Consider the following 23,849-nt stretch of genomic DNA (forward strand, 5'->3'; position numbering starts at 1 on the left):
CCGGCGCCAGTTTCTCGGCCGCCGCCGTGGCGCCGTTGCGGAGTTCGGCAAGGAAGGACTGGACGGCCTGGGCCAGCAGTTCCCGCCTGGCGTCGAGGAAGTCGGGGTACCGCTCGACTCGCCACAGGTCGCGGTCGGCGGGAATCCACTGTGACGCGAGCACGCCGGGATGCTTCTCCTCGGCTTCGGCGAAGTACTCCTCCGGTGTGCGCTTCCCGATGACGAGGTTGGTGTCCTGGGTCAGGAAGCAGAAGTTGGCGATGGCGTTGACCTGACCCCGGTCATAACCGGCCTTGTGCAGCACGGCCTTGGGGAAGATGTGGTGCACCTGGAGCGAGGTGAGTTTGCCCAGCATCTCGGCCCGCAGCGGCAGGCCGCTGCCGAAGTCCCGCGCTCCCTTGGCCCTGGTGAGCAGGTAGAGAAGCGGGTAGAAGCGCGAGCCCTTGGTGGATCCCTCGAAGTCATGGGCCTGGATCTCCAGGTTGCCGCCGCGCCAGCGTTCCAGGGAGGCGATGAGCCCGTCGATACCGGACTCCTTGGCGACCTCGTAGTCCTTGGCGAGCACCGTCTCGGTCGAGCCGGCGAAACGCCCCCACAGGGCCGAGTGGACGTACCAGAACAACACCTTGTCGCGATGAGCCGCATTCGCGAAGCGGCCACCGGCGCTGAGGTGCAGCAGGCGTGAGATGACGGGCACCGCGTAGCGGCCCATCAGCACCTGGTCGTGGTCGAGTCCGAGCCGGCCGGACGCCGCCTCCAGGAAGTTCCCGATGTATCCCACCGACTTGGTGAGAGTGACCTCGAACTCGGCGGCGGAGACGGTGTCGAGCGCGGTGAACACCGCTCGTCCGGTGGCCACGGCGGTGGTGTTGCGCAGCAGCCAGTCCAGCGAGAAGTCGAAGCCCTTGCTCTGCCACTCCTTCACGTGGTCGCGCATGACCTGGCGGGCCGGCGGCCAGTGCGCGCAGATCTTGGCCAGCGCCAAATCGCCCTTGGACAGCGCGGTCCCGCCAGAATTGACCCGATTGAAGATGTCGACGACAACCTCGACGTCCTTGTCCGGCCCAGTGATCTTTTCCTCGTGGAACTCCCGATCCAGGAGTTGCCGTAGCTGGTTCAGGCGACCCAGGTAGGTCGCGAACTCCGGTATGGCGCCGAAGTCCTTGAAAAAGGGTTCCAGCCCGTCGGTGAACAGGCGCGTGACGTCTACCCATCTGGGGTCATCACGCATCTTCGCCGGCGCGTAGAACTCGAAGCTCTCGTCCTCCACGTTGAACCGCAGCCCGGTGAACGCCGCGGCGTCACCTTCGAAGAACGCGGGGGCGTGACCGCGGATGACGCCGTAGAGGGAGGTGATGCGCTGCTGGCCGTCCAGCAGCAGCGATCGCACTCCGCCGTCCGTGGCGCCACCCCTGACGGCCGTCTGGTCGGGCTCGGTCTCCCACAGCAGCAGGCCTCCCACCGGATATCCGCGATAGAGGGACCGCATCAGCCCGCGGACCTGGTCGCGGTTCCAGACATACCCGCGCTGGAACTCCGGGAGCAGCACCGTGCCGTTGTCGATCTGGTGGAGGAGTACCGAGAGCTTGGCCATGACCCGCCTTCACGTTGACGATGTACGGATGAGGGGTTGTCCTACGCTTTGCAAGCGCAAGGTAACCGAACGTTATGACGTGAAACCATCCAGGAAGGCACTGGGACTGCCGTGCCAGGAGAGATGGAGCCGTTCCCTGGCCCTGGTGCACGCGACGAACAGAAGGCAGCGCTCACGCTGCAGGTCCTGCGCATGGGTCACTTCGTCCTCCTCGGACGGGGTGACGGCGCTGGACGAAGGGACCGCGTGCTCCCCTACGCCGATGACCGCCACGCACCTGAACTCCAGCCCCTTCATCCGGTGCATAGTGCCGGCGCGCACGACTCCCTCGGACCCCGGCGCCTTCGCGAGCGAATGCGCGGAAATGCCCGCCGCGTTGAGGACGGTGACGGCCGAGTCCGCCAGCATGTTCGATCTCGCCGCGATGCCGATCTCCTCCGGCCCGACTCCCATGTCCTGCCATTCGCGGACTTTCCGCACGAGCGCGTCTAACTCGTCCTTCTGCGTACGGAACGCGCGTAGTTCAGGGGGAAAGCCATGCACCTGGGACCGGTAGCCGGCAACGGTGTCCAGACCACCGTCCATGTCGTCGATCGCCTCACCACGGAGCATGCCGAGGCTCCAGCCGAGGATCTCCGCCGTCGTCCGGTAGTTGACGGTGAGACGCGACGACCGTCCCGCGACCTTGATGCCGACATCCCGTAGGGAGACCCGGTTGCTGTAGATCCGCTGGTGGGTGTCACCCGCGATGAACAGGTCGTCCGGCCCCTCGGCGACCGCCGCGCGGAGGAACCGCCACTGAACAGGGTGAAGATCTTGTGCTTCGTCGACGACGACGTGCCGGTATGGCTGCTCCGGCAGCTCGTCGAGCAGCCTGGTCGCCTCCACACAGATGGTCTCGTGCGTCCACACCCGCCGGTGCTTGAGCTCCTCTTCGAACTCCCAGATCGCCTGCCACAGCTGCGCTCGCTGCCGGGTGCCGAGCCGGCGCCCCCGTCCCTCTCGCTTGGCCGCGAGGTACTCGGCGGCATTGGTTACTCGTTGGGCGAGCACGACGTGCCGCCACTCCTCTGCCAGGAAGGTCTCGGTGAACGGGGCGTCGAGGCGTTTGACGATGCGGCGCCAGATGTCCTTCTCCTCCTTGTCTCGCAGGATCGCGGGCCTCCCGTGCCGCTCGGCGAAGATCTGGTAGGAGAGCTGGTCGACGTGACGCACCTCGACACGGTCGCGGACCGCCGTCGAGTCGGCCAGGAGACGTATCCCGGCTTCCAGGGAGGCGGAGAGCGTGGAGGTGAACGTGGTCAGCAGAACACGGCCGGCTCCGACCTGGGCAAGGTGATGGGCGCGGTGCAGGGCGACCACTGTCTTGCCGGTGCCCGGTCCTCCGGTCACACGGGCTGGGCCGCTGAAGGTCGCGTTCGCCACCTGGTACTGCGCGGGGTGCAGGTAGACGCGCCACAAGGCGAAAGGATGCCGGAACACCTCCATGAGTTCCTGTGGACCTTGCACCAGGACCACCCGCTCGGGAGTGCGCTCCACGGCCGCCGAGAGATCATCGGTGTCGTACGGCCGCGGCGCGGGCGCGGCGCCGAGTTCGGCCCAGACCTGTTCGGGGGTGAGACCGGCCGCAAGGCCGTACAGGACGTGCCACTGGTTCTGCGGGAGGAACGCCTCCGCGGCCTCCAGCTGGCTCACATGGGTGAGGGCCCTGGCGAAGGCCAGGGTCTGCTCGTCGACGCCGAGCCTCGTCAGGTCCGCATCGCCGACGTGCTCGAACAGCATCTCCGAGGAGCTGCCGGTGTGGCGGACCAGTTCGGGCAGCGTGGCGTCGATCGCCGCCACGTCGCGGATCTCGATACGCCCGGTCGCCGCGTTCACCGAGGCGCGCCGGCGTTCGGCCCAGGCGGTGGCCTCGTCGTGCGGAAGCACCTTCAGGAGCGTGAAAGTGTCCCCGCTTTCCGGTGCGAGGACGACGCCGCGCCAGAAGAGGTCGATACGGATGGTGCGGAAGCGGTCGTCCCGCGCGTTGTGCAGCTTCTCCAGATGCAATCCAGCGTGGGTGGCCTGCTCGAACTTGGCGAAGACCTCCTCGACCCGGACCTGGACGGACCGTTCCAGCTTTCCGAAATCCCGGAGGAACTCCTTGTCGATTCCGAGCTTCGCCACGCCACTCCTCGTTGAAGACGGTTGCCATACGCGCCAAAGAGTCCATCGGTGGCTGGACCGAGGTCGTTAGCGCACGTCCAGAAATCGTTGTCAGCGCTCGTCGCCAAGGCCGTGCAGTACTTCCCGTACCTTGCCCACGTTCGGGTGTTGCGGGCCGTACCGGCGTTCGAGATCGGGGAGGAGATCACCGAGCGTGCGGCGCGCCTGGGACCGACTCCCGGAGCCGAGTTCGAGCAGGCCGATCTGGCGCCGAAGTTCCAGGATGCGGTCCTCATCGACCCCGTAGCGCTTCTCGTCATCGAGCAGCCGTCCCAGCTGGGCCAGCGCGAGGGCGGTCTCCCCCACCGCGGCATGGCAGTTGGCCTCCATCAGGCGGCAGCGGAGCACGAGGTCGCTCTCGGGCCCTTCACGCTCGGTCAGGTCGGCGGCGAGTGCGTCGAACACGGGTGCGGCCTGGCGGTAGTCACCGCCCAAGAAGAGCACGTCGGCGAGTTCGATGCGTATTTGGATCGCATCGGGATGCCGGGCGCCGAGCGTACGCGCGCTGGTCTCCACGAGCCCGGCCAGCACCTCGGCCGCCTGGCTGAACCGGGACTCGGCCTTCAGCGCCTCCGCGTGCCCGCGGGCGAGCGAGATGTCGCTCTGAGGAGTCTCGGCAGGCGGAGGCATCGGGGGCCGCACCGGCTCGGCCTGCGGCTCCGGATGGGGCGTCGAGGGCGATCCGACTCGCCCGACGACGCTCGCGTACATGCGTATCGGGTAGCGCGTGGTGAGGTCGACATATCCCGGGAACGGCGGCAACTCGCCGCAGAAGTCGAGCAGCCGGATGTACACCTCCTCCGCGGAGGCGGGCCTGTCAGCCGGGTTCTTGGCGAGCAACCGCAGGACGAGCCGCTCCAGCCCTTCCGGGACTTCGCGCCTGCGAGTACGCAGCGGCTGCGGTGACCGGTCGGTGTGGTTTCGCATCGAGGCGAGCGCGGTGTCACCCTTGAACTGGTTGTCTTTCGCCAGCATCTCATCCAGCACAACCCCGAGGGAGTACAGGTCGGTCTGCGGGCCGACGGTCCCAGCGGCCGCCTGCTCCGGGGCCATGTACTCGGGGGTGCCGACGGCGACGCCGGTGCGGGTCAGCTTGGTCTCGGTGGTCGACAGCGCCGCGGCGACGCCGAAGTCGAGCACCTTGACCGTGCCGTCCCGGCAGAGCATGAGGTTGCCCGGCTTGAGGTCACGGTGCACCAGTGACCGCGCATGGGCTGCGGCCAGGACCGAGCACACTTGCGCGGCGATGGCGGTCGCCCAGGGGACCGGGATCTCGCCGTCTTCCCTTATCTCGTCGAGCAGGTCGGAGAGAGAACAACCCTCGACGAGCTGCATGACCATGTAGAGGTCCTCGCCGTGGGAACCGCAGTCATAGATGGTAGGGACGCCGGGATGCTCCAGCCGCGCGGTGATCCGCGACTCACGGACGAACCGCTGTGTGAGCTCGTTGTCGGGCTTGCCGTCGGGCAGTCTGTCGACCCTGATGAACTTGACCGCGACGGGCCGGTCGAGGCGCTTGTCGTAGCCGAACCAGACCTCCCCCATCCCCCCAAAGCGACGGGACAACGGATCCAACTCGTAACGGCCGCCGACAACCGTCCGGCGATCCATACCGGCCCGCCTTTCCTGTAAGGCCATAACGAAAGAAACTACACGATCAATGCGGGAGGTCGCAGATATCGTCCGGTGGTCGCGTCCTTCGGTGTCGGATCCGTATCATGCCGCTGTGCCTCCCGCCCATGGTCCCGCCGCCCGTCGTGCTGATGCCGACGGCCGGATTTCGGATCGCCGCTCATGGCGCGGGTTCCCACTCAGCGTCGTTTGGGCAGCTACACCGCTGTTCACGTGCGGTTTTGGCACCTGTTTCATCATCGGCCACGCCGCGATACGCACGAAAAACCGCAAACTCGGGTTCGCGGCCGCCGGCTACGGCACGCTGTTCGTTCTGTACCTGATAATCGTCGGCTATCTTCAGAAGCTGCCGGACGACGACTGGCGCAACCAGGTGGCGGCGTACGTCTGGATACTCGGCGTGTGGTTCGGCGGTACGGTGCACGCCTTTGTGATCAGGCGCGCCGTTTTCCGGCCTCGGACCGTGCCCTTGACATCCACCGTTCCACTGTCCATGCCCGTTTCGGGTTACTCGGCCGCCTCCCCGCAAAGGACATCGACCGCGCCTTACGGGCAGACGCCGGGATGGCCACCGGCTCCGCCGATGGCCCAGCAGGCCGGGTGGACGGCGTCCTACCACCGGTCCGAGCCGATGCGCGATCCGTGGGGCACCGTGCCCGGCGCCGACCACCAGCAGCCGGGAAGCGATCTCGGCGGCCTCGGGCCGTACCGCTTCGTCACCCGGCTGGGTGAGGGAGGCCAGGGAACGGTCTACCTGGCACAGGCGCCCGATGGACGCCAGGTGGCGGTCAAGGTGCTCCACGAGCGCATCAGGGGGCACGCCGGCGAGCGCGACGACTTCATGCGCGAGGTCATCACCGCGCAGCGGGTTCCGCCATACGCGACGGCGCGGATCGTCGACGTCGGCGTGATCGGTGATCGCGGCTACGTGGTGAGCGAGTACGTGCCCGGACCCTCGCTGGAGCGGCTGGTGCACGAGAGCCGGCCCCTCGACGGTGACAGCCTGACCCGGCTCGCCATCGCCACCTCGGCCGCCCTGGCCGGCATCCACTCCGCCGGCGTCGTCCACCGCGACTTCAAACCGGAGAACGTCCTGATCGGCCCCGACGGCCCCCGGGTGATCGACTTCGGGGTGGCGCGGGCGCTGGACCACGTTACGACCTCCGGCGGCCTCAAGGGCACCCCCGCGTACATGTCGCCCGAGCAGGTTTCCGGACGGTCCGTCGGCCCGGAGTCGGATGTCTTCAGCTGGGCCTCGACGATGTTCTACGGCGCGACCGGCGGGCCGGCGTTTCCCGGCCACACGCCCTACCAGATCTTCTCGGCGATCCTCACCCACCAGCCCAACCTCGCTGTACTCCCCCGAGGGCTCGTGGGGCCGATAGCCGCCTGCCTGGACAAGGAACCGCACAACCGGCCCACGGCCGCGCAGCTCATGGTGGCCATCGCGCAGTAGTGGCGATCCCACGTCTGAGCGCCGGCCGCTCCAGCCCGCTTTCGCCAGGCACCGCCCCAGACGTCCAACACCGACGCCGACTCCCACGGAACTCAAAGCAGACCAAAGACTCAAGGCCGCCAGAGCGGTTCACCGGTTGAGGGACTCACAAATCGGGACGCAGATCCCCCTCCGTCAGGCCCGCCAAGACGAGTCGTCCCAGTGTCTCCCCCGTTTCGTTCGTCTGCCGCAATATGGCCTCGAACCGCTCCAGCTGCCGGAACGTGTCGCCGTACGTCCGCTGCTCGGCCAGCGGCAGCAGCGGGATCCGGGCTCTCCGCACATCGACCCGGTAGGCCCCCGAAAGGGTGCTTGCGGCACGGGCGGGGGTGACGCGCAGGAAGCCGACGACGAAATGCGGGTCGAAGCTCTCCTTGTTCAGCCGTATCAGAAAGAGATGCGGGCCGAGCGCGACTTCTTCGGTGACCACTCGGGCGATGAGCTCACCAGCGATCATGGGGATGACGACGTCACCCGGGCGCGCGACCACCAGTCCAGGGCCTCCGGTACCTCGGCCGGTGGCGGAACGGCCAAGCGTGACGTCCTTGGCCGTGAGCAGTGGCAGGTCGCCGGAGTCGGTGTCCATGCGCATCGGAGTCTGCACCAGCTGAAGGGTCCCTGTCCTGCTCAACTCCGCCACGGTCGTCATCGTGAGCGATCGGCGGTCGAGGGCGACTTTGGGAACCGCCTTTGTCAGTTCCGCCGTGAATTCGAGCAGGTCGGTCAGCGTCCTGTCGAGGGTCGCCGGTTGGTCGGCCGCCGTCTTCGGCAGGTACTTACCCGGCGTGAGATCAACCTCGTCGTCGAGAAGCTCGATGATCGGCACGGTACGGATCGAGCAGGTGTCGAGTGTCTCGCCTCGCCGGAACGCCTGCCAGGCTTCCAGCACGGCCTTACCCGAAGGCTCTTCGGCGGAATCGGCCATGAGTACTTCGGACGGGATGCCGTCGTCTGGGCCAGGGCGCCGGAGCAGCCATACATGCGGCGGCATGGCGGACTGCGGTGCGGCTCCGGCCCGCAGGGAGATCACACCATGGAGCGCACCGGCGCGGAGGAGCCGCGAACGGATACGACGGCCGGAGCGCCGGCCGGCCGCGGCGGGGGGCATGAGCACGATCGCCTCGCCACCCGGCCTGAGGTGCGCGAGGCAGTGCTGGACCCAGGCCAGTTCGGACTCACCGCGAGGCGGCAGGCCGAACTGCCAGCGAGGGTCGTTGGCCAGCTTCTCGTACCCCCAGCCACGTTCGTTGAACGGCGGGGCGCACAGCACGCCGTCAGCCTGGAGTTCCGGGAAGGCATCCCGCGTCAGCGCGTCTCCAGCCGCCACCTCCGCGTCGGCGCCTCGGATCCGGAGACGAGCGGATGCCAGGCGTAGCGCGGACTCGTCACGTTCCTGACCGAGCAACCGGGTCGCCGCCGGCAGCGCCGCGAGCAGCAGCGGACCGAACCCGCAGCAGGGATCGAGCACCGTCCGGCACGACTCGTCCAGCAGGGCGGCCATCAGTGAGGCGACGTCGGAGGACAGAACCTGGACCCGGCGGGAGTGCGCATCCACGTATCGGCGGTACAGGAACTCGATGACGTCCGCGTGCCCCCGGTCGGCCGCCAGCTCGGCGGCGGCTCGCAGGAGCGGTACGTGGCTTTCGGCCAGGACACCGACCTCGTCCGGCAGGCCGGCGACGATGCCCGCGTCTGCCTTCTTCGACAGGCTCCGCCATCCTTGCGGATGGCGCTCGATGTAGACGAGAAACGCGGCGACCGAGCTGACCAGACTGGCGAGCCGCAGGTCGTCCGCCGCGTTACGGATCTGCTGCCAGGTGTGCTCGTCGGCGGGGAGCTCCTGCAGCTTGCCCTGGCCACGTAGCCAGGTTTCCACCTCGGTCAGAGAGAACAGCGGGCTGGATGACGTACCGCCCACAGGTTCGGGAAAGTCGTGAAACCTGCGGCGCCAGTTGCTGACCGCCGCCCGCCCCACACCGGCCAGCCGCGCGATGTCGCCCGCCGCCACAGTGGCGCCGTCCTGCGTCACCGGCCTCGTTTCCCTGTCCATGCTTATCGCAGCCGCTCCAAGACACCTTCGGCGCGGAGTTCCGCGATGTGCTCGGCCGCGCGCAGCGGGGCCGTACCGCCTCGGACCAGCACCCCCGCCTCGATGTTCTTCTCGACTCCAGACTGGGTGAGGTTGGCACTCGACACCAGCAGCACGCGCCGGTCCGCGACCGCGAGCTTGGCATGCATCTTCGCGCCGTGCCGGCCACGCCCGGTCGGCGGCCAGTGCCACACCTCCACGCCGTCGATGGACGCGAACGCCACAGCCGGTTCCGACCCGGCCAGCGCGCTCCCGGCTCCCTGCAGTGTCTCGACGACGGCCATCACCGAGACGCCCCGCTCCACGGCCGCCGCCAGTGCTTCGGTCAGCGGCGCGTACGGCTTCGCCGAATACGTCATGAGCACCAGTTCGTGCCTGGCTTCGCCGACGAGCTCCACCAGCACCCGGGCGGTGGCGCGGATGGGGACCTCATGGCTGCTCGGCCCGCTCCACACCGACTCGACCTCGAACGAGGTGTCCCTCAGCGTCCATCCCGCGGCGACTCCCCGGATGTAGGCGCCGGCCTCCGCGTCGGAGACGCCGGCTGATGCCTTGGTGTCGAGCACCCTCCGCGCCACCTCCGTATGCGAAGGCGACGGGACGGCGCTCAGTACGGTGTCCCTGGGCGACCCTGCACCGATACGGAGACCCAGCGTGGCCGTGTTCACCGAGCCGAGCCTGGCTATGGCTTCGGCGACGGATGACTCGAAGTCATTCACGGCACCTCCGGGAAGATCGCCAGATCCGTGTCGTCGATCGGGACGACGAAGCGCCGGTCCAGGAACCGGTTGCCTCGCTCGCAGGTGGTCTCGGAGACGAACAGGCACACGTGACAGGCGGCGCCGTGCAGGAAGTCCTCGGGTTTCCGCGGCAGCCGCTCCGCGCAGAGCGGGTCGGAGGAGCAGTACCGTGCCTCGGTGAGCGCGCGGCGGGTCAGCCGTACCAGCTCGTCCGGCTCGGCTAGCGACACCAGGCCGCCCAGCGTGCCCTCCGCGTCCGGCACAGCCGTGTAGATGAGGATGCCGCCGCGAGGATCATCCTCGGTCCCGGCGTAGATGCGTTCCGCGAGGCTCGCCGAGTTGTACCCGCACTCCAGAGCGATCGTACGGATGAGCAGGTGCGACAGCGTGTGCAGAGCGTAGTAGCGCGGCCCGGGCCAGCCCCGGTATCTGCTGTCCTCGTCAAAAGCCTGCCCGGTTCGCGCCGAGTAGCGGTATTCGCGGAACCGGCCGTACGCCTCCCGGTGTCGACGGATGGCGGTCGAGTCGGCGACGCGCGCTTCCCAGTCCATGAGCAGGTCCTCGGGCAGCCGCAGGAAGATGCCCTCTCCACGTACCTCGCTCGCGGGCACCCAGGTGGGCTTCGAACGGGACAGCGGAGCGCGCGTCACGAGGTTGGGGTCCTCCGGGTCGGGGGCGTCCAGCCGAGTGAAGCCGATCATCGCCCTGACCTCGCGCAGCCGTTCGGCCTGGACGACGTCGGAATAGAAACCCTTGAGCAGGCTCGGCACACCGTCGGGATCGCGGCGGGCGGTGAAATCGTCGTCCGGTTTGGGCAAGGTCGCCCCGGAGAACACCTGCCATTCGGGGGTCAGCAGGTCAGGGTAGCCCTCCGCTTCCTTCTCCGGTGCCGCCTCCAGGCTGCCGCGATGACGTTCGATCGCAGCCCACAGTTGCTCGTCGTCCCACTTCTCGAACTCGAAGGACACCGGTGGCATCGACCGCGCGTAAGGCAGCATCTGCGGCCCCGGAACATGCTGCAGGTTGGCCCAGAACCGTTCGACCTTGGCTTCGAGCTCACTCGCACCGCCCTGCGGCACGGCCAGAGCCGACAAGGTCTGGGCGAACCACTGGTTGGAGGCGCCGACGACCAGGATGTGCGGTTGCTTGTCGCAGCCGGCCGGTGAGAAGGTGCCGAGATGAGGGTGCCGCCCCCGGCATCGCGGCAGCTTGTCCCTGTTGCGTTGACCCATCGCCTCACGGATGTTGCGGTCCGCGTGGCAGCGCTGGCAGACGATCCGCACGTTGGCCCCGATGTTGCCACCCCGGTCCTCCATCAGGAGGTTCGGCTTGGGGGCGACCGGACAGCTGCCGCCGTGATGGACGAATTCGAGGTACGGGAAGTCGTCCAGGTGCCCAGCCGTGCAGCCCAGGAGGAAGCGGGCACCGACCACGAGCCTCTTCTTGTTACCGCGCCCGCACTCGTGAAAGAACTTGGCCTCATGGGGCTTGCGGGGCTTGTCGTTCTCGAAGCCGAACGCCTGCGAGTCGACGCGGGCGAGCAGGTTGCAGGCCGTACACCGCATCCAGCTCGGAAAGGGCATGACCGGCACGCCGGTGCGAGCGGCGTCACCGTTGGGGTTGGTGTCGGTCCCGGGAATCCAAGGGGCGGGGCGCAGCTCGCGCACCGTCTTGCTCAGCAGCGTCTGCACGGCCGCGAGCAGCCGTGGTTCGGTGATGACGACCGCGTTTTCGCCCAGCTTGTCGTACCGCCAGTCATCGAGTCCCTTGACCAGCACGGAGAAGTTCGGCAGGTCGACGATCGACCCCACACCGGAGGTGAACATCAGGTGGCTCGGGCGCACGGCCCCGACCCTGAGCCGGTAGCGCGATATCTCGGCCATCAGTTGCCCTTCCCGTCAAGAGCGGACTCACCGAGCTCATCACCTGGTGGACTGTCGGCGCCGGAATCCTCGCCGTCCGATGTGAAGAAGGTCCACGCCGGAACTCCCACCGGTGACTCGAAGATGGCTCCACCTGCCGGAAGCAGCAGGTTGACCTCGTTCTCCGTCTCCCGCATCGAGTTGCCGACGGTCAGCACACCCCATCGGCCGTTGCCTGCCCGCTCGAGCAGCCCGTCGATGATCTCTTGAGCGGTGCTCTTCTTCTTCTCGTAGCCGAGCCGCGCGGGGCTCTCCTTGCGGAGCGCCCACTGGTCGGCCACGGCTTTGATCTTGGCGTCGAGATACGCACGGCCGCGCGTCCCGTCGACGCTCTCGGCTCTGCGCAGCAACCGTTCGGTGATCCGCTTGACGGTCTCGCCGTCCAGGGGCACCTCCTCGGCGTCCCGGTTCCTGGAGTACGACTCCTCGGCGTTGCGCACCGCCGCAACGAACATCGCGGTGGTGCCGCGGTCCAGGGCCCGCCGCGTGTACGGCGTGACGGACAGCGCCTCGACCTGCCGGTAGAACGTCGCGTGGTAGTGCTCGAAGTCCTCGAAGTGGGCCAGATCCCGGGGCCTTGACCAGTTGTAGAGCGTGATGACCAGTCCGGGCCTGGCCGGGTCACGGCCGACGCGGGAGGACGCCTGGATGTACTCGGCGGTGTTCTTCGGCTGGCCGGTCATCACCATGAGACCGAACCGGGAGACGTCGACGCCGACCTGCAACATCGAGGTGGCCAGCACCACGTCCACGGGCTGCCGCCCGTTTCGCCGTACCTGGTATCGGTCGGCGATCGGGTGTGCCGGTCGGCGCTTCGCTCGGTCCTTCTCCTGCATGACGTCGGCGATCTCGGCACGGACCACGGGCAGCCGCAAGGAGGTGTCTATGTCCGGATCGAACCCGATCTCCAGCTGCTTGAGCACGTCGCTGATGTCGCCGGATGAGATTCGCGAGGTCAGCTCGACGATGTTCAGCAGGTCCGCCTTGCTGAGCAGCCGATCGGACAGCTTCTTACGTCTGCCGTGGGTCCTGATCCTGGTGGTCACGTCGTCGTCGAGGTAGCGTCGCATGCCCGCCAGTTCCCGGGTCGCGTTGAAGTAGCCGACGACGGTCATGTACGGGTCGGCGGGCTCACCATACTTGTCGAACGTGGTCTGCCCGGCGATGAACAGGATCTCGGCCAGCCTGATCTCGGCCGACTTCAGGCGCACGCCGTGCGCGCACACGCCGAGGTAACGCCGGCCGGGGGTCTCCGGGGTGACCGGCACCTGCCGCGAGAAGAAGGTGTCGGAGACGTCGATGACCTGCGGCGGGAAGACTGCCAGCTCGCGGCCGAAGATAGCGCGCACCTGCCTCTCGGCCCGCTTGGTGGTGGCGGTGGATGCGATGATCTTCGGGCCCGTCGGCCTGCCGTCGATCTGCCAGGTGCACAGCTCGTCCACGGCGCCTTCGAACAGGCCGACCGTGGTGCCGAGGGCACCCGAGATCAGGTGCAGCTCGTCCTGGATGATCAGGTCCGGGGGGCGGAGCCGTGCGACCGGACGGCTGACCACCTTGGGCAGCTTCCCCTTGGCGTGGTGCTTGCCACCGCACCCGATCTGATCGTCCAGGTCGGCGTGCCGGTAGCCATGGCGCGGGCAGCGCTGGCTGACCCGCCCGAACAGGTGCCCGGCGAACCCGCGCCAGGGCAGTTGCGCCAGCTTGTCCACGGTGGCGATGACGAGGCTCGGCACCAGCCGGTAGATCTCCTCGTCCACGGTGAGGATCGGCAGGCCCTCCTTGCGGCTGGCGATCTCGCCGGGGTCGTCGAACCGGGAGGTCAGCATGCGGTCCTCGCCCAGTTTGGAGAACGGGCAGGGGTCGGAGTCCCCCTCCCGGCCACGTCCGCAGTAGAGGAGTATGCGGCGACGGTCCTCATCGGTGTCGAGGTTCCGGCCGCCGACCAGCTTCTCCCCGCACCAGGGGCAGGTCAGCGTCTGCAGGACATTGGTCCTGCGGCTGTCCGGGGCCTCCTTGGCCTCGGTGACCTGGTCGGCCGCCTCTCCGAACCAGTTGGGCGACACCGCGCTACCGACCCAGAGGCCGATGCGGAACGGTTCCTCTCCCCAGGTCGCCGGGTCCTCGCGGCGGAGCACCTCCGCGGCACAGACGAGCGCGGCGGCGCGCTGGAACTGCTGGGCGGTCAGCAAGCGCAGGGTGTAGCGCATGAGCACGGACACGCCGGATCCACCGTCACGGGCGTCGGCCGCCTTCCCGACGACCCCCTGCAGCCGGCGGATCGCGAAGGTGTAGGCGGTCAACCCGAGGTACGCCTCGGTCTTACCGCCACCGGTCGGGAAGAACAGCAGGTCGACGGTGGCCGTGTGGTCGGCCGCCCGCTCGGGATGGGCAGGATCCGTCAGCGAGGGCAGGTTGAGCAGCACGAACGCGAGCTGGAACGGTCGCCACGACGCGGCTGCCGGGCCCTGCCCGTCGATCTCCGCCATGGCCTGCGCATAGGTCAGCCCCAGCTCGTCACGTAGCTTGGCGACGGCGGTACGGCGGCGCTGCAACGCCATCGCCTGGTTGGCGAACCGGAAGGCCTCGCGAGCCTGGGCATGCCTGGCGGCGGTGAACTCCGGCTCGTCCCCCACGCTCGACGGCCGCCCCGACAGCAGCCTGATCCCGGCCTGGATGCGGCTCGCCGCCCGCCGCGCCTTGTACACGGCCGCCGTGGCCGCCTCCCGCAACGGCTTCGGCAGGGTGGGGATCGACTGCTCCTGGACGTCCAGCCAGGCGGAGTACCCGTCGGCGAGCGGCGTCAGACCGGCGGCCAGCATCTCAGGGGATGCGTCGGCGAGGGTGTCCATGGACAGCTCCACCCCGGCGAGAGCCGTGCCCTCGCCGACCGGCGCGACCGTGGCGGGCACGTCATATTCGGGGAGCCACGTGGTCCGCAGCAACTCGGCGTATCGCTCGCCCGGCGGCACCTCGGCATGCACGGCGACGTTCCGTCCGGCCGCGTACCGGCGCTCGCCCCGGTAGAGGAGCCGCAGATGCTTGTCCTCCAGATCCTCCTCGGCTCCCTCGGCACCGTCCAGCGGGTCGTCGATAGGCAGGAAAACGCTCGGGGAGCTTTCTAGAGTGGGGTCGAACGCCGTCACGATGAGCTGGGCCTGGAACAGCCACGCGGTGTCGGCGTGCCGCTCCGGCTCGGCCTGCTGGTTGATCAGCGTCAACTCGACGACGCGCCGGCCGTCCTTCTGCGGGCGTACGGCCACCGCCAGCAGGACCCCGGGATCGTCGGGGCGGTCCATCGTCAGCGGGATACGCTGCGTGACCTCCGCATCGAGCCGGACCTCCTTGTCATGGTCCACCTGCTCGCGGGACCACGCCGACACCGCCCGCTCCTTACCCTTGGCGTCCTCCACCAGGCTCTCGGACCTGACGTACCGTCCCCAGGAGGCGGTGACCGCGAGCACGTCGACGTCACCGGGCACCGCGAACATGAGCCCCATGGACGAGGCCCAGAGCCGGCCGAGGTTCTGCGGCGTCGGCTTCTCCGCAAGCTCCCCGTCCGTACCGTCGCCCTCGATGCCGATCTCGGTCTCCGGCACCTCGTCGGCGTCGGCCTCGACGGACTTCGGCGACGGCTTCGGGCCGAGCATGCCCACCAGGTACCGCTCGCGAGGCCCCATCGCCCTCGGCGGGAACACCTCGTTGTCGCCGTCCCACGGCCCGAGCAGGTCACGGCTGACCAGCTCCTGGAACTCGTCCCGTACCTCGAACGGCGTGGTCGCCTCGAAGTCCTGTGGCACGTCGAGCGCGTGGATCGGCGGCCCCTGCTCGTCCTGCTTCTGACCGGGCACGGCCGAGCTCCCGTCACCGCCCTCGGAGCCGAACAGATCGTCCTGCTCGGCTCCCGCCGCGAACAGCTTTCCCTGCCGGTCGAACACGGAGGTGTCCTCTCTGCCGTTCCCATGCCGCTCCGAGGAACGGTCTGCTCACTATCGGCGAACTGCGGGCGGACGCTGCACCGATCCCTTACGGTGACAGATCGTGAACAGCGAGTCATGCGCATACATCGACGAGTCCATGCGGATCGGTGCCGGTGTCTACGTGCTGGCCGCTGTGATCGTGCCGGACCGCGAGACCGATGCATATCGATCGGCCCTTCGCGCGCTGCTGCTGCCCAAGCAGCCACGCCTGCACTGGCGGGACGAGAGACCGAAGCGACGGCTTGAGATCGTGTACGCGCTCGCGGAACTGTCGCCCGAAGTGATCACGATTGTGGGGACGGACATGTCGTCGTCGAAACAGAAGCGTGCCCGCCGCAAGTGCATGGAACGGCTCTACTGGCGACTCACCCAGCGACGTGCGCAACACGTGATCATGGAGGGTCGCGGCCACGCGGGCAACAAGGAAGATCTCGACATGGTGAACGCCCTGCGCGCACAGCGGGCGTTGCCCGATGAGATGCGTGTTGAGTGGGCCGATCCGCTGAGCGACGAGCTTGTCTGGCTTCCTGACATCGTCGCGGGCGTCGTCGCGGCAGCGGCAACGGGTGACACGGAGCTGCTGGAGATCCTCGGAAGCGGGCTGATCATCGATCGCCTGCGCTGCGATTGACCTGGACAGCGCGAAGCCCGGGGTCCTGTCAGTTCCGGCAGTAAACCCGGGCTCACTTCCTCTCCCCCTAGCAGGGGGCGGCATCACCAACCTTACCCGGCTGCCACCGGCCCATGCATCACTTTTCGTCACCGCCCAGTGACAGAGCGGGGATCGCTGCCCGCGCCCCATCAGATCTGGCCCTCTTCCATACCTGTTATAAGCTGCTGTGGACCTTGCGAAGCCTTGGGCTTGGACCCCTTCTTCTTGGTCTTGTCGTGGAGGCCTTGCTTGACCTCTTCCGCATAGCGCGCGTGGTTGAGTTCCAGGAGGCGGTCCACCAGCTCACGCCGCGCGAAGGGGCCGACCGTGTAGCGGGTCTCGCGACCGAGGTCATGGTGCCCATGATCAAGTTGATCGATCAGGTCGTCCCAGCCGTAGGCCCGGCAGACCGCCTCGTCGATCGCCTTGTGGATCCGGCGGAGCTCGACGATGTCCTCGTCCTCACACTTCGGGTCATGGACCAGGTTGTACGTCGCGGTGAGACCTGCCTGCCGCGCGAGCATAAGGTCCCGCCGGTAGGTGTCCAGCTCACCGCCCAGTTCCCGCATTTCTGGACTGAGCTCGGGAAGCGGCAAAGTCTCGAACACGTCCGACGGCGTGTACCGGACACGTGTTTCCAGTGTCGATGCCCGAGTAAGCGTCCACCAATAGTGCGGAGCGCTGGAGAGCAGCGCCAGCATCGCCGTGTCATCCGTCGCGAACACGCCAAGCGCGTGCGAGAACACCTGCCCGGTCCGCACCATCATCGGCATGACAGCCTTGCTAACCAGGGTGATAACAATGACTCGCTCTAGCCCTGCGATTGCGTTTCGCATAGTCATTTGACTCTCGGCGTACTGCCACCAGCGCTCTCGATAAACCTTACGACTTATTCCATCGCGTTCCGGCTTAACAAGCCGAAGGACCTGGTCGTAGCACTCGGAATATTCTTTTGCCCGCTCCACCGGCCAATCACGGAAGTCAATGATCCATCGACTGGCAGAGCAATCCGGCCTCGAGCTCACATTTTGGCCGTTGATGTAGGGGAATAGCACCTCGCGGTTGCGTTCATCTCCATCGATTAATATCCGCGCATTTTCCGGTGTCATCGTGAAACCCATGCCATTCACATAGGAGCCGATATGTGCTATTCTACGACTCCCTATAAGGCGATATGGTCCGCCAAGGGCACGCGAAGCACGCTCAAGCGCGGGTGAAATCTCAGAAACAACGAGGTTATCAGCTAGCCGCTCTGCACTGTCACCCAACTGCGCCTTGCTCGTCCACAGAGCACAATACTCAAGAACAGCGCTTTTGGAAGGCCATGGTCGGCTCTTAATACACTGCCTGATCGTAGTGCCATTTCCAACGATCTGATCAAGACCAACTTCTCTGGTATCACCTTGCGCCAACGTATTAGTAGCGATGAGGCCGCTCTGGCCATCGACGCTCAGCAGGTCATGTGCCCGTAGCGCGAAGTAGGCGACTAGGTCGGCCACGCCCTTCGCGCCACGGCCGCTGGATTCGACCAAATACTCTCGGTAATTCGACCCCATTGCCCCACTGATCTTCTTACCGCCGAGAAAGGGCGGGTTACCGATTATGGCGTCGAAGCCGCCCTTTTCGAAAACTTCAGGGAAGACGAGTGGCCAATGCAGGGGTTGGCGGTCGAAGTTGCCTGGTACGTGGTCCGCGGCCAGCCACACCTTGCGCCTCTCTTCCGATTCCGGCATGCTTCCGGGCTCGCCCTTGACCACGGCGCCGGCGATGTTAGCGGCTTGGAGTGAGGCACGGTCGAAACCGCGCGTCTTCTCCTGCACCTCCGGGACATCGACATTCCCCAACCTGCCCTGCTCGGCCGCATACGTGAGGAATGCCCCAACCAGAAGGTCCGCGAACAAGTGGTGCAGGCGGGTGTCGTTCTCAACCTCGAAGAGGACGCTCCGTTTTATAGTCAGCGTGGCCAGCGGATCCTTGCCGAGGGGGATCTCGACGAGGCTGCGTCGCTTCTTGGCTGCGTCGGCCACAACTCGTCGCACGTCGCCGGCCAGGTTCAGTAGGTCTGTGTGGATCTTCCGACCGCGCTCCGGCTTGAGGTGCATGTATTCGAGCTGCTCGATCGAGGTGATCCCGAGCAGCGCGTCCCCGGCGACCAGGCGGTCGTCGACGAACGTAAATGGTCGTGTCGTGTCCATGGAGACGAGCCAGAGCGATAGCTTGGCCATTTCCACGGCCATGGGGTTGATGTCCACGCCGTACAAGCAGTGCTCGATGATCTGGCGGCGGGCCTCGATGACCAGCGGGTCGGCGTCGGCGTCGGCCCTGCGCTCCTCGGCGCCCTCAAGATAGAGCGACGCCTCCTGTCGGCCCTCCAGCGACCAGGCTTCGACGAGCTTGTCCCCCAGGTAGCGAGCAGCCGCGACGAGGAAGGCGGCCGAGCCCACCGCGATGTCGGCGATCTTCAGCCCCAAGATCTCGGACGAGCTGCGCAGATTCCACTTCGACCGATCCGCTGTCTGAAGCGGACCGGGCGAGTAGACCAGCGGCTCCAGAGCGCCCTCGGCGACCTGTTCCGCCAGGAACCGGGGCGTGTAGTGGGTGCCGGTGTTCTTGCGAAGTGCCGACTCGGTGACATACAGCGTCCCGGGGAGGATGACCAGGGGCAGGCCGCGCAGGTCCTCGCGGATGATCCCGGCGAACGGCAGCAACCGCTGTGCCAGGTCCGCGTCACCATCTGTCGCCGCGAGCAGCTTGCGGGTCGCCTCCAGCGAACCGGCCTCGTCCAGTGGGGCGAGCCGCTTGCGGAGAGCGGCAGGCGAACCGATGCCGGAGTCCTTGAACCGCTCCGCGAGCTTCTCGGCCAGTGTCTCAACGATGGAGTCATGCCCAGGAACGGGTGCCGCGTAGATCCGCTGGGCGACCTCGGCGGCTACCTCCCGTGCCACCTTCTCCAGGTCGGCGAGATCGATCTCTTCCTCCCGGCCCGGCTTGCCGACTAGGCCCACGACCGTGTCAGCGGCGCGGAATCCCTCGTACGAGAGGAGTCCCTCGTAGACGTAGCCGATCTGCTCGACATCCAAGGTGCGGAAGCTGAGCTTGCGGCGTTCGCGGTTCCTGCCGGTGCCGACCTCGATGTACTGCACGGCCCGGAGCATGTTGAGCACGGTCCGGTCGTCGATCGTCAGCGGCATCCAGGAGTTCACGTCCGGATCGAACAGCGATCCGTCGTGCGGGGCCATATGCAGCTGCGGGTGATCGACGCCGTAGTACACCGCCTGGAACAGGGCGAGCAACCGATGCCAGGCGGCGTGGCTGTTCTCCAGCTCTTCCTCACTGCCCTCGATGGCGCTCTGCTCCAACTGCGCGCACAACCGACCCGCGGAGTAGGAGGCGGCGTAGATTTCGTTGTCCGCCGGCAGCAGGCCGCGCTCTTCGGCGAAGAGCAGCAGGATGATGCGCATCATCACGGCCACCGAACCCCGGTAGACCTCGTGCGCGCCCACCTCGTCCGGCACACCCGCACGGCCGACCGCGGTGACGAGGAGCTCCACCGCCTGGCGCACCTGCACGCCGAGGGCCTCGGTGATGTCCTCCTGGCTGTCCAGGCTCGCGGCCAGCAGCGCGGGCAGCCGCTCCGCCTCCGGCACGTCGAAGAATCGCTCGATGTTCAGCAGGGAGACAAAGGCCCGCAGGACCTCGCGCTCGGCCGACTCCGGCCAGGGGATCGCGTCGAACACAGCCGTGGTGGTGACCCCGCCGCGCGGCGCCCATACCAGCGCCCACCAGCGGCCGTTGGTAACGAGTCCGAGCTCGACACCGTGGTGACGGCAGAGCTGCGCGACCCGGTCGACCGGGGTGGCGGCCCACGCCGAGGGCTTCATACGCGCGGTCGGATGACCAGTAGTGATCATCCCGAACAGGCGGACGTTGTCCACCTTGACTTCCTCGCCGGGGACCGCGAGCGCGAAGGCCGGGGTGACCGACGTGTCGTGCTCGGGCACCTCCATCGCCAGGTGGTCGAGCCCGCCGATCTGCACGGCATCCCCGTAGCGGAGGAGGCCGCGCAGCACGTACGAGATCCACTCCCGGCGCGCACCGCTCTGCTGCCAGGCGGTGTGCGCCATGCGGAGCTGTTCGCGCTCCTTCTTGTTCAGCGAGTCGAGGTCCGGCCAGGTCCTCCGCAGAACGGGAAGGCTGAGGAAGGGGCCGGACACCTCGACCAGGCTGAGCCAGTTCTGGTGGCTGAAGTCACTCGCGTATCTCATCGGGTCGCCTCTCGCCTCGGTACGACGAAGACCACGGCAACGGGGAACCGGTGCGGCTGCGGATCGCGGTAGCGGGACGCGATCACCTTCAACTCGCGGTCCCGTTCCTCAGCGAGACTGGACAATCGGTCTTCCCAGGATCTGCGGTCCTTGCGGTACTGCTCCCGCTCTTCCTTGCTCTTCGCCACGTCCAAGCGGCTGAACAGCGCGTCCTCGCTCTCGCCTTCGGCGAGCTGGGCGCGCAGCGTGGCCTCGAACTGGGCCAGGTTCGCGACGACGCGGGCCTGCTCGGCCTCCATGCGCTGGGCGAGCTTGCGGTCGAGCTGCTCGCGCTTCTGCTCGGTCCGCCAGTCGATCGACTGCATGACGGCGCCGCTGATCCTCGGCCATACGCCGGTGAGCCGGTTCCGTATCGGCGCCGCGGCGGGCTTGCCTTCGGTGAGCGCGCGGCCGAGGATGTCGCCGAGCACGGTCAGGTTCTCCAGCCGCCGGAACCGTCCCGTCTCTGGCACCCAGCCTCCGGCGTGCAGAACCTCCTCGTGCAGCCGGATCCCGTCCCCGCCGACCAGCACGAAGCGGGAGAACGCGCCGACCAGCGTGGTCTCCAGCGCCGGGTCGTCGCTGATGACGGCGGTGACCCGGTGCAGGCCGATCTCGCTGTTGGAGACCGCGGCCCGGAGCAACCGGGTCGACATGGCGACGAGCGGGTGGCCCAGGTGGCCGAGCACCACGTCGTCCCGGACCCGTCCCTGGGGATCGAGCGTCGCGTTCGCGTCGAACGTCACGGGACGCTGGCGCGGCAGCTCGTCCTTCTTCTTGAGCTTCTCCACCAGGCCCGCGCCGGCACGTTCCCACGAGCCGGTGAGCGGGGGTACGTCGTACAAGCCCTCGGTGAGGTGCTTCTCGTCCAGGTGGTGCTTCAGCGGCTGCTGCCGGGCGAGGCCCAGCGCGGTGTCGACGACCCGCTTCACGTGGGCGGGGGTGATGCCGAGCTCGCGCACCGTCTCGTCCAGGTTGGTGCGTAGCTTGCGCACCTGCTCGCCGACATTGGTCTCGGCGGGAATGGTGCCCTTGCCTCCGGCACGTTCCACGTCGTAGTCGGAGATGTCGTTCAGCATCCGCTTCTGGACGGCCGCCGCCAGGACGGCGTTGACCGAGCCCAGGTCCTCCTCCATCCGCGCGACCTTGGTGGCCACCCGGGACAGGAACTCCAGGTCCGCTTCGTAGGAGTCGACGGCCCTGTCCCAGCCGGTACCCATGAAGTGGCGGATCTCAGGCGTCTGCTTCTGCCCCCACCGGTCGATACGGCCGATGCGCTGCTCAAGCTTGTTCGGGTTGAACGGGATGTCGTAGTTGACCAGGCGGTGGCAGTGGTTCTGCAGGTCGATGCCCTCGCTCGCGGCGTCGGTCGCCAGCAGGATGCGCACCGGGTGTTCGCTCGGGTGCTTCTGGAAGGCGACCCGGAGCTGCTCCCGCTCCTCCGCCGCCATCCCGCCGTGCAGCAGCGCGAGCGCGTCACCACCGAGGTCCTCCTGCCGGAGCAGCTCCGCCAGCCACTTCTGCGTGTCCCGGTACTCGGTGAAGACCACGACCCGCTCGTTGTTCCACCGCCCGTCAGGCCGGCAGACGCCCGTCAGGTAGGTGATCAGCTCACGCGCCTTGGTATCCGGAGCGGACACGTAGTCCAGTGCCCAGCCGCGCATCCGGTCGAGCAACGCGATCTCTTCCTCGGTGGCCACTCCCTGGAGGGGAGCCGCGATGCCGACCGCGTCGTCCTCGGCGTCGGCCAGCGCCTCGTCGTCGAGCGAGGCCGTGCTCTCCAGGTAGTCGTCGAACCAGGAATCGTCGTCATCACCGGTCTCAACGGCGACCTTGGCACCGCCGACCGTGTCCAGGTAGACCCCGAGGGTGTGCTCGAACGCCTTGGGGCTGGAGAACAGCCGCTTCTTCAGCAACAGGGTGACCAGGTCGGCCGCCTTGCGTCCCTTGTTGCTCTTGTTGAGCCTGGCCCGGCGCAACCGCGCGAACTCCTTGAGCAGGCCGTGGATCTCCCGCTCGTCCGCCGGGTAGATCACCGGGATCGCCCGAGCTTCCCGTTCCAGGAACCGCTTGGTCCCGTCCGGGTTGACGATGTGCCGCTTGAGCCGCCGTACGACTGTCTCCTTGACGGCGGCAGGGTCCGGGTCGACCCCCCTGGCGAAGCGCTGGTTGTCGAGGATCTCCAGCAGGGCCGTGAAGGACGCCTGGTAGCCGTTGTGCGGGGTCGCGGACAGGAACAGCCGGTGGGTGAAGTGCGGGGCGAGCCGGCGGATCAGCTTGGTCTGCTGGGAGTCGACCGCGTAGACCTGCTTGGGCGCGGCTGGCGCGACGTGGTGCGCCTCGTCCAGGATCAGCAGGTCGAACCGCCGTTCCATGGCTGACGGGTCGAGCACCTCGTCGAGCAGCCGCTGTGCCTTCTGGCCACGCAGCCAGGGCAGGCTGACGATGCTCAGCGGGTAGACCGCGAAGGGGTTGGCGGCGCTGCCGTGCGTGCGTCGCACGATCGCGCAGCGCTCGGTGTCAATGATCGTGAAGTCGAGGCCGAACTTCTCGGCCATCTCGTCCTGCCACTTGAGCGTGAGGCCGGCCGGGCACACGACCATGATCCTGCGGGCTCTGTGGCGGAGGAGAAGCTCCTGGGCGACCAGACCGGCCTCGATCGTCTTACCCAGACCGACGTCATCGGCGAGCAGCAGGTTGACGCGCGGCGCGTCGAGCGCCCTGGCCACCGGCTCCAACTGGTAGTCCTCGACTGCCACGCCGGATCGGAAGGGTGCTTGCAAGGTCTTCACGTCGGCGCTGGCGACCGCCGACCACCGGATGGCGTCCAGGAACGCGGCCAGACGCTCAGGCGAATCGAAACCGTCGGGAGTGACGTCGGGCAACGAGCCGCTCGGCAGGATGCGACGGCCGGGTTCGATCTCCCAGACCACGTCGAGCGTGTCGCCGTAGCGACCGTCCTCGACGCTCTGCAACCTCACCAGAGTGCTGGACTCACCGGCCTGGGATTCGCTGACCACCCAACGTTGTCCACGAACCGCGACCAGGGCACCGGTGTCCGGCGGCTCCGACGTCGCAATGGTCACTATTTCTCCTCGTCAACGGCTGAGTACCGGCCGTAATGTGGCCAGCTACCTTCCGGCACGAGCGAGACAGCCCCGAATCAGTCTCGACGGGCATTCCGGACAAATATCACTTTTAGTGCACAAAGTTCTTCTTGTAGACGTGAACTGAACCTT

At 67.4% G+C, this 23,849-nt stretch carries 11 protein-coding genes; 2 read left to right on the forward strand and 9 right to left on the reverse strand.

Translation table 11 applies throughout. From position 1 onward, the window contains the following. The 3 genes from AB0O34_RS23275 to AB0O34_RS23285 form a co-directional block, all read right to left on the reverse strand. Positions 1-1,594 (reverse strand): DUF262 domain-containing protein (locus AB0O34_RS23275; RefSeq protein WP_363918535.1); only part of this gene is annotated, 1,594 nt, incomplete at its 3' end. 72 nt (positions 1,595-1,666) lie between these two features. After that, the gene (locus tag AB0O34_RS23280; RefSeq protein WP_363918537.1) at positions 1,667-3,760 is read right to left on the reverse strand and encodes a UvrD-helicase domain-containing protein; all 2,094 of its coding nucleotides are present in this window, start codon (positions 3,758-3,760) and stop codon (positions 1,667-1,669) included. Positions 3,761-3,850: 90 nt separating this feature from the next. After that, a complete protein-coding gene (locus tag AB0O34_RS23285; protein ID WP_363918539.1) occupies positions 3,851-5,344 on the reverse strand; it encodes a serine/threonine-protein kinase in 1,494 nt (497 codons plus the stop codon). Between the two features lie 670 nt (positions 5,345-6,014). Between AB0O34_RS23285 and AB0O34_RS23290 the strand changes: the two genes are divergently transcribed. After that, on the forward strand, positions 6,015-6,887 hold the full coding sequence (locus AB0O34_RS23290) for a serine/threonine-protein kinase (RefSeq protein WP_363918541.1): 873 nt from the start codon (positions 6,015-6,017) through the stop codon (positions 6,885-6,887). A 145-nt stretch (positions 6,888-7,032) separates the two neighbouring features. Here AB0O34_RS23290 and AB0O34_RS23295 read toward each other — a convergent pair whose 3' ends face one another. Genes AB0O34_RS23295 through drmA form a run of 4 tightly spaced genes read right to left on the reverse strand, consistent with a single transcriptional unit; the run spans position 7,033 to position 15,612 of the window. After that, positions 7,033-8,955, reverse strand: a complete 1,923-nt coding sequence (locus AB0O34_RS23295) for an N-6 DNA methylase (protein ID WP_363918543.1) — start codon at positions 8,953-8,955, stop codon at positions 7,033-7,035. A 23-nt stretch (positions 8,956-8,978) separates the two neighbouring features. Continuing rightward, positions 8,979-9,842 (reverse strand): DISARM system phospholipase D-like protein DrmC, encoded by an 864-nt coding sequence (gene drmC / locus AB0O34_RS23300; protein WP_363918545.1) that lies wholly within the window; start codon positions 9,840-9,842, stop codon positions 8,979-8,981. After that, entirely contained in the window at positions 9,731-11,638 is a 1,908-nt protein-coding gene (locus tag AB0O34_RS23305) for a DUF1998 domain-containing protein (protein ID WP_363918547.1), read from the reverse strand. The genes drmC and AB0O34_RS23305 overlap by 112 nt, the downstream gene beginning before the upstream one ends. Next, a complete protein-coding gene (drmA, locus tag AB0O34_RS23310) occupies positions 11,638-15,612 on the reverse strand; it encodes a DISARM system helicase DrmA (protein WP_363918549.1) in 3,975 nt (1,324 codons plus the stop codon). Before drmA ends, AB0O34_RS23305 begins: the two co-directional genes overlap by 1 nt. Positions 15,613-15,715: 103 nt before the next feature. Here drmA and AB0O34_RS23315 point away from each other — a divergent pair, with 103 nt between their 5' ends. Further along, positions 15,716-16,285 (forward strand): hypothetical protein, encoded by a 570-nt coding sequence (locus AB0O34_RS23315; RefSeq protein WP_363918551.1) that lies wholly within the window; start codon positions 15,716-15,718, stop codon positions 16,283-16,285. Positions 16,286-16,455: 170 nt separating this feature from the next. On the opposite strand, the gene AB0O34_RS23320 is transcribed toward AB0O34_RS23315, so the two are convergent. Beyond that, positions 16,456-20,571 carry a DNA methyltransferase gene (locus AB0O34_RS23320; RefSeq protein ID WP_363918553.1) on the reverse strand — a complete coding sequence of 1,372 codons (4,116 nt, stop codon included), beginning with the start codon at positions 20,569-20,571 and terminating at the stop codon, positions 16,456-16,458. Continuing rightward, on the reverse strand, positions 20,568-23,696 hold the full coding sequence (gene drmD / locus AB0O34_RS23325) for a DISARM system SNF2-like helicase DrmD (RefSeq protein ID WP_363918555.1): 3,129 nt from the start codon (positions 23,694-23,696) through the stop codon (positions 20,568-20,570). The genes AB0O34_RS23320 and drmD overlap by 4 nt, the downstream gene beginning before the upstream one ends. Positions 23,697-23,849: the final 153 nt, after the last annotated feature.

Source organism: Sphaerisporangium sp. NPDC088356, assembly GCF_040685555.1.
GTDB lineage: Bacteria > Actinomycetota > Actinomycetes > Streptosporangiales > Streptosporangiaceae > Sphaerisporangium.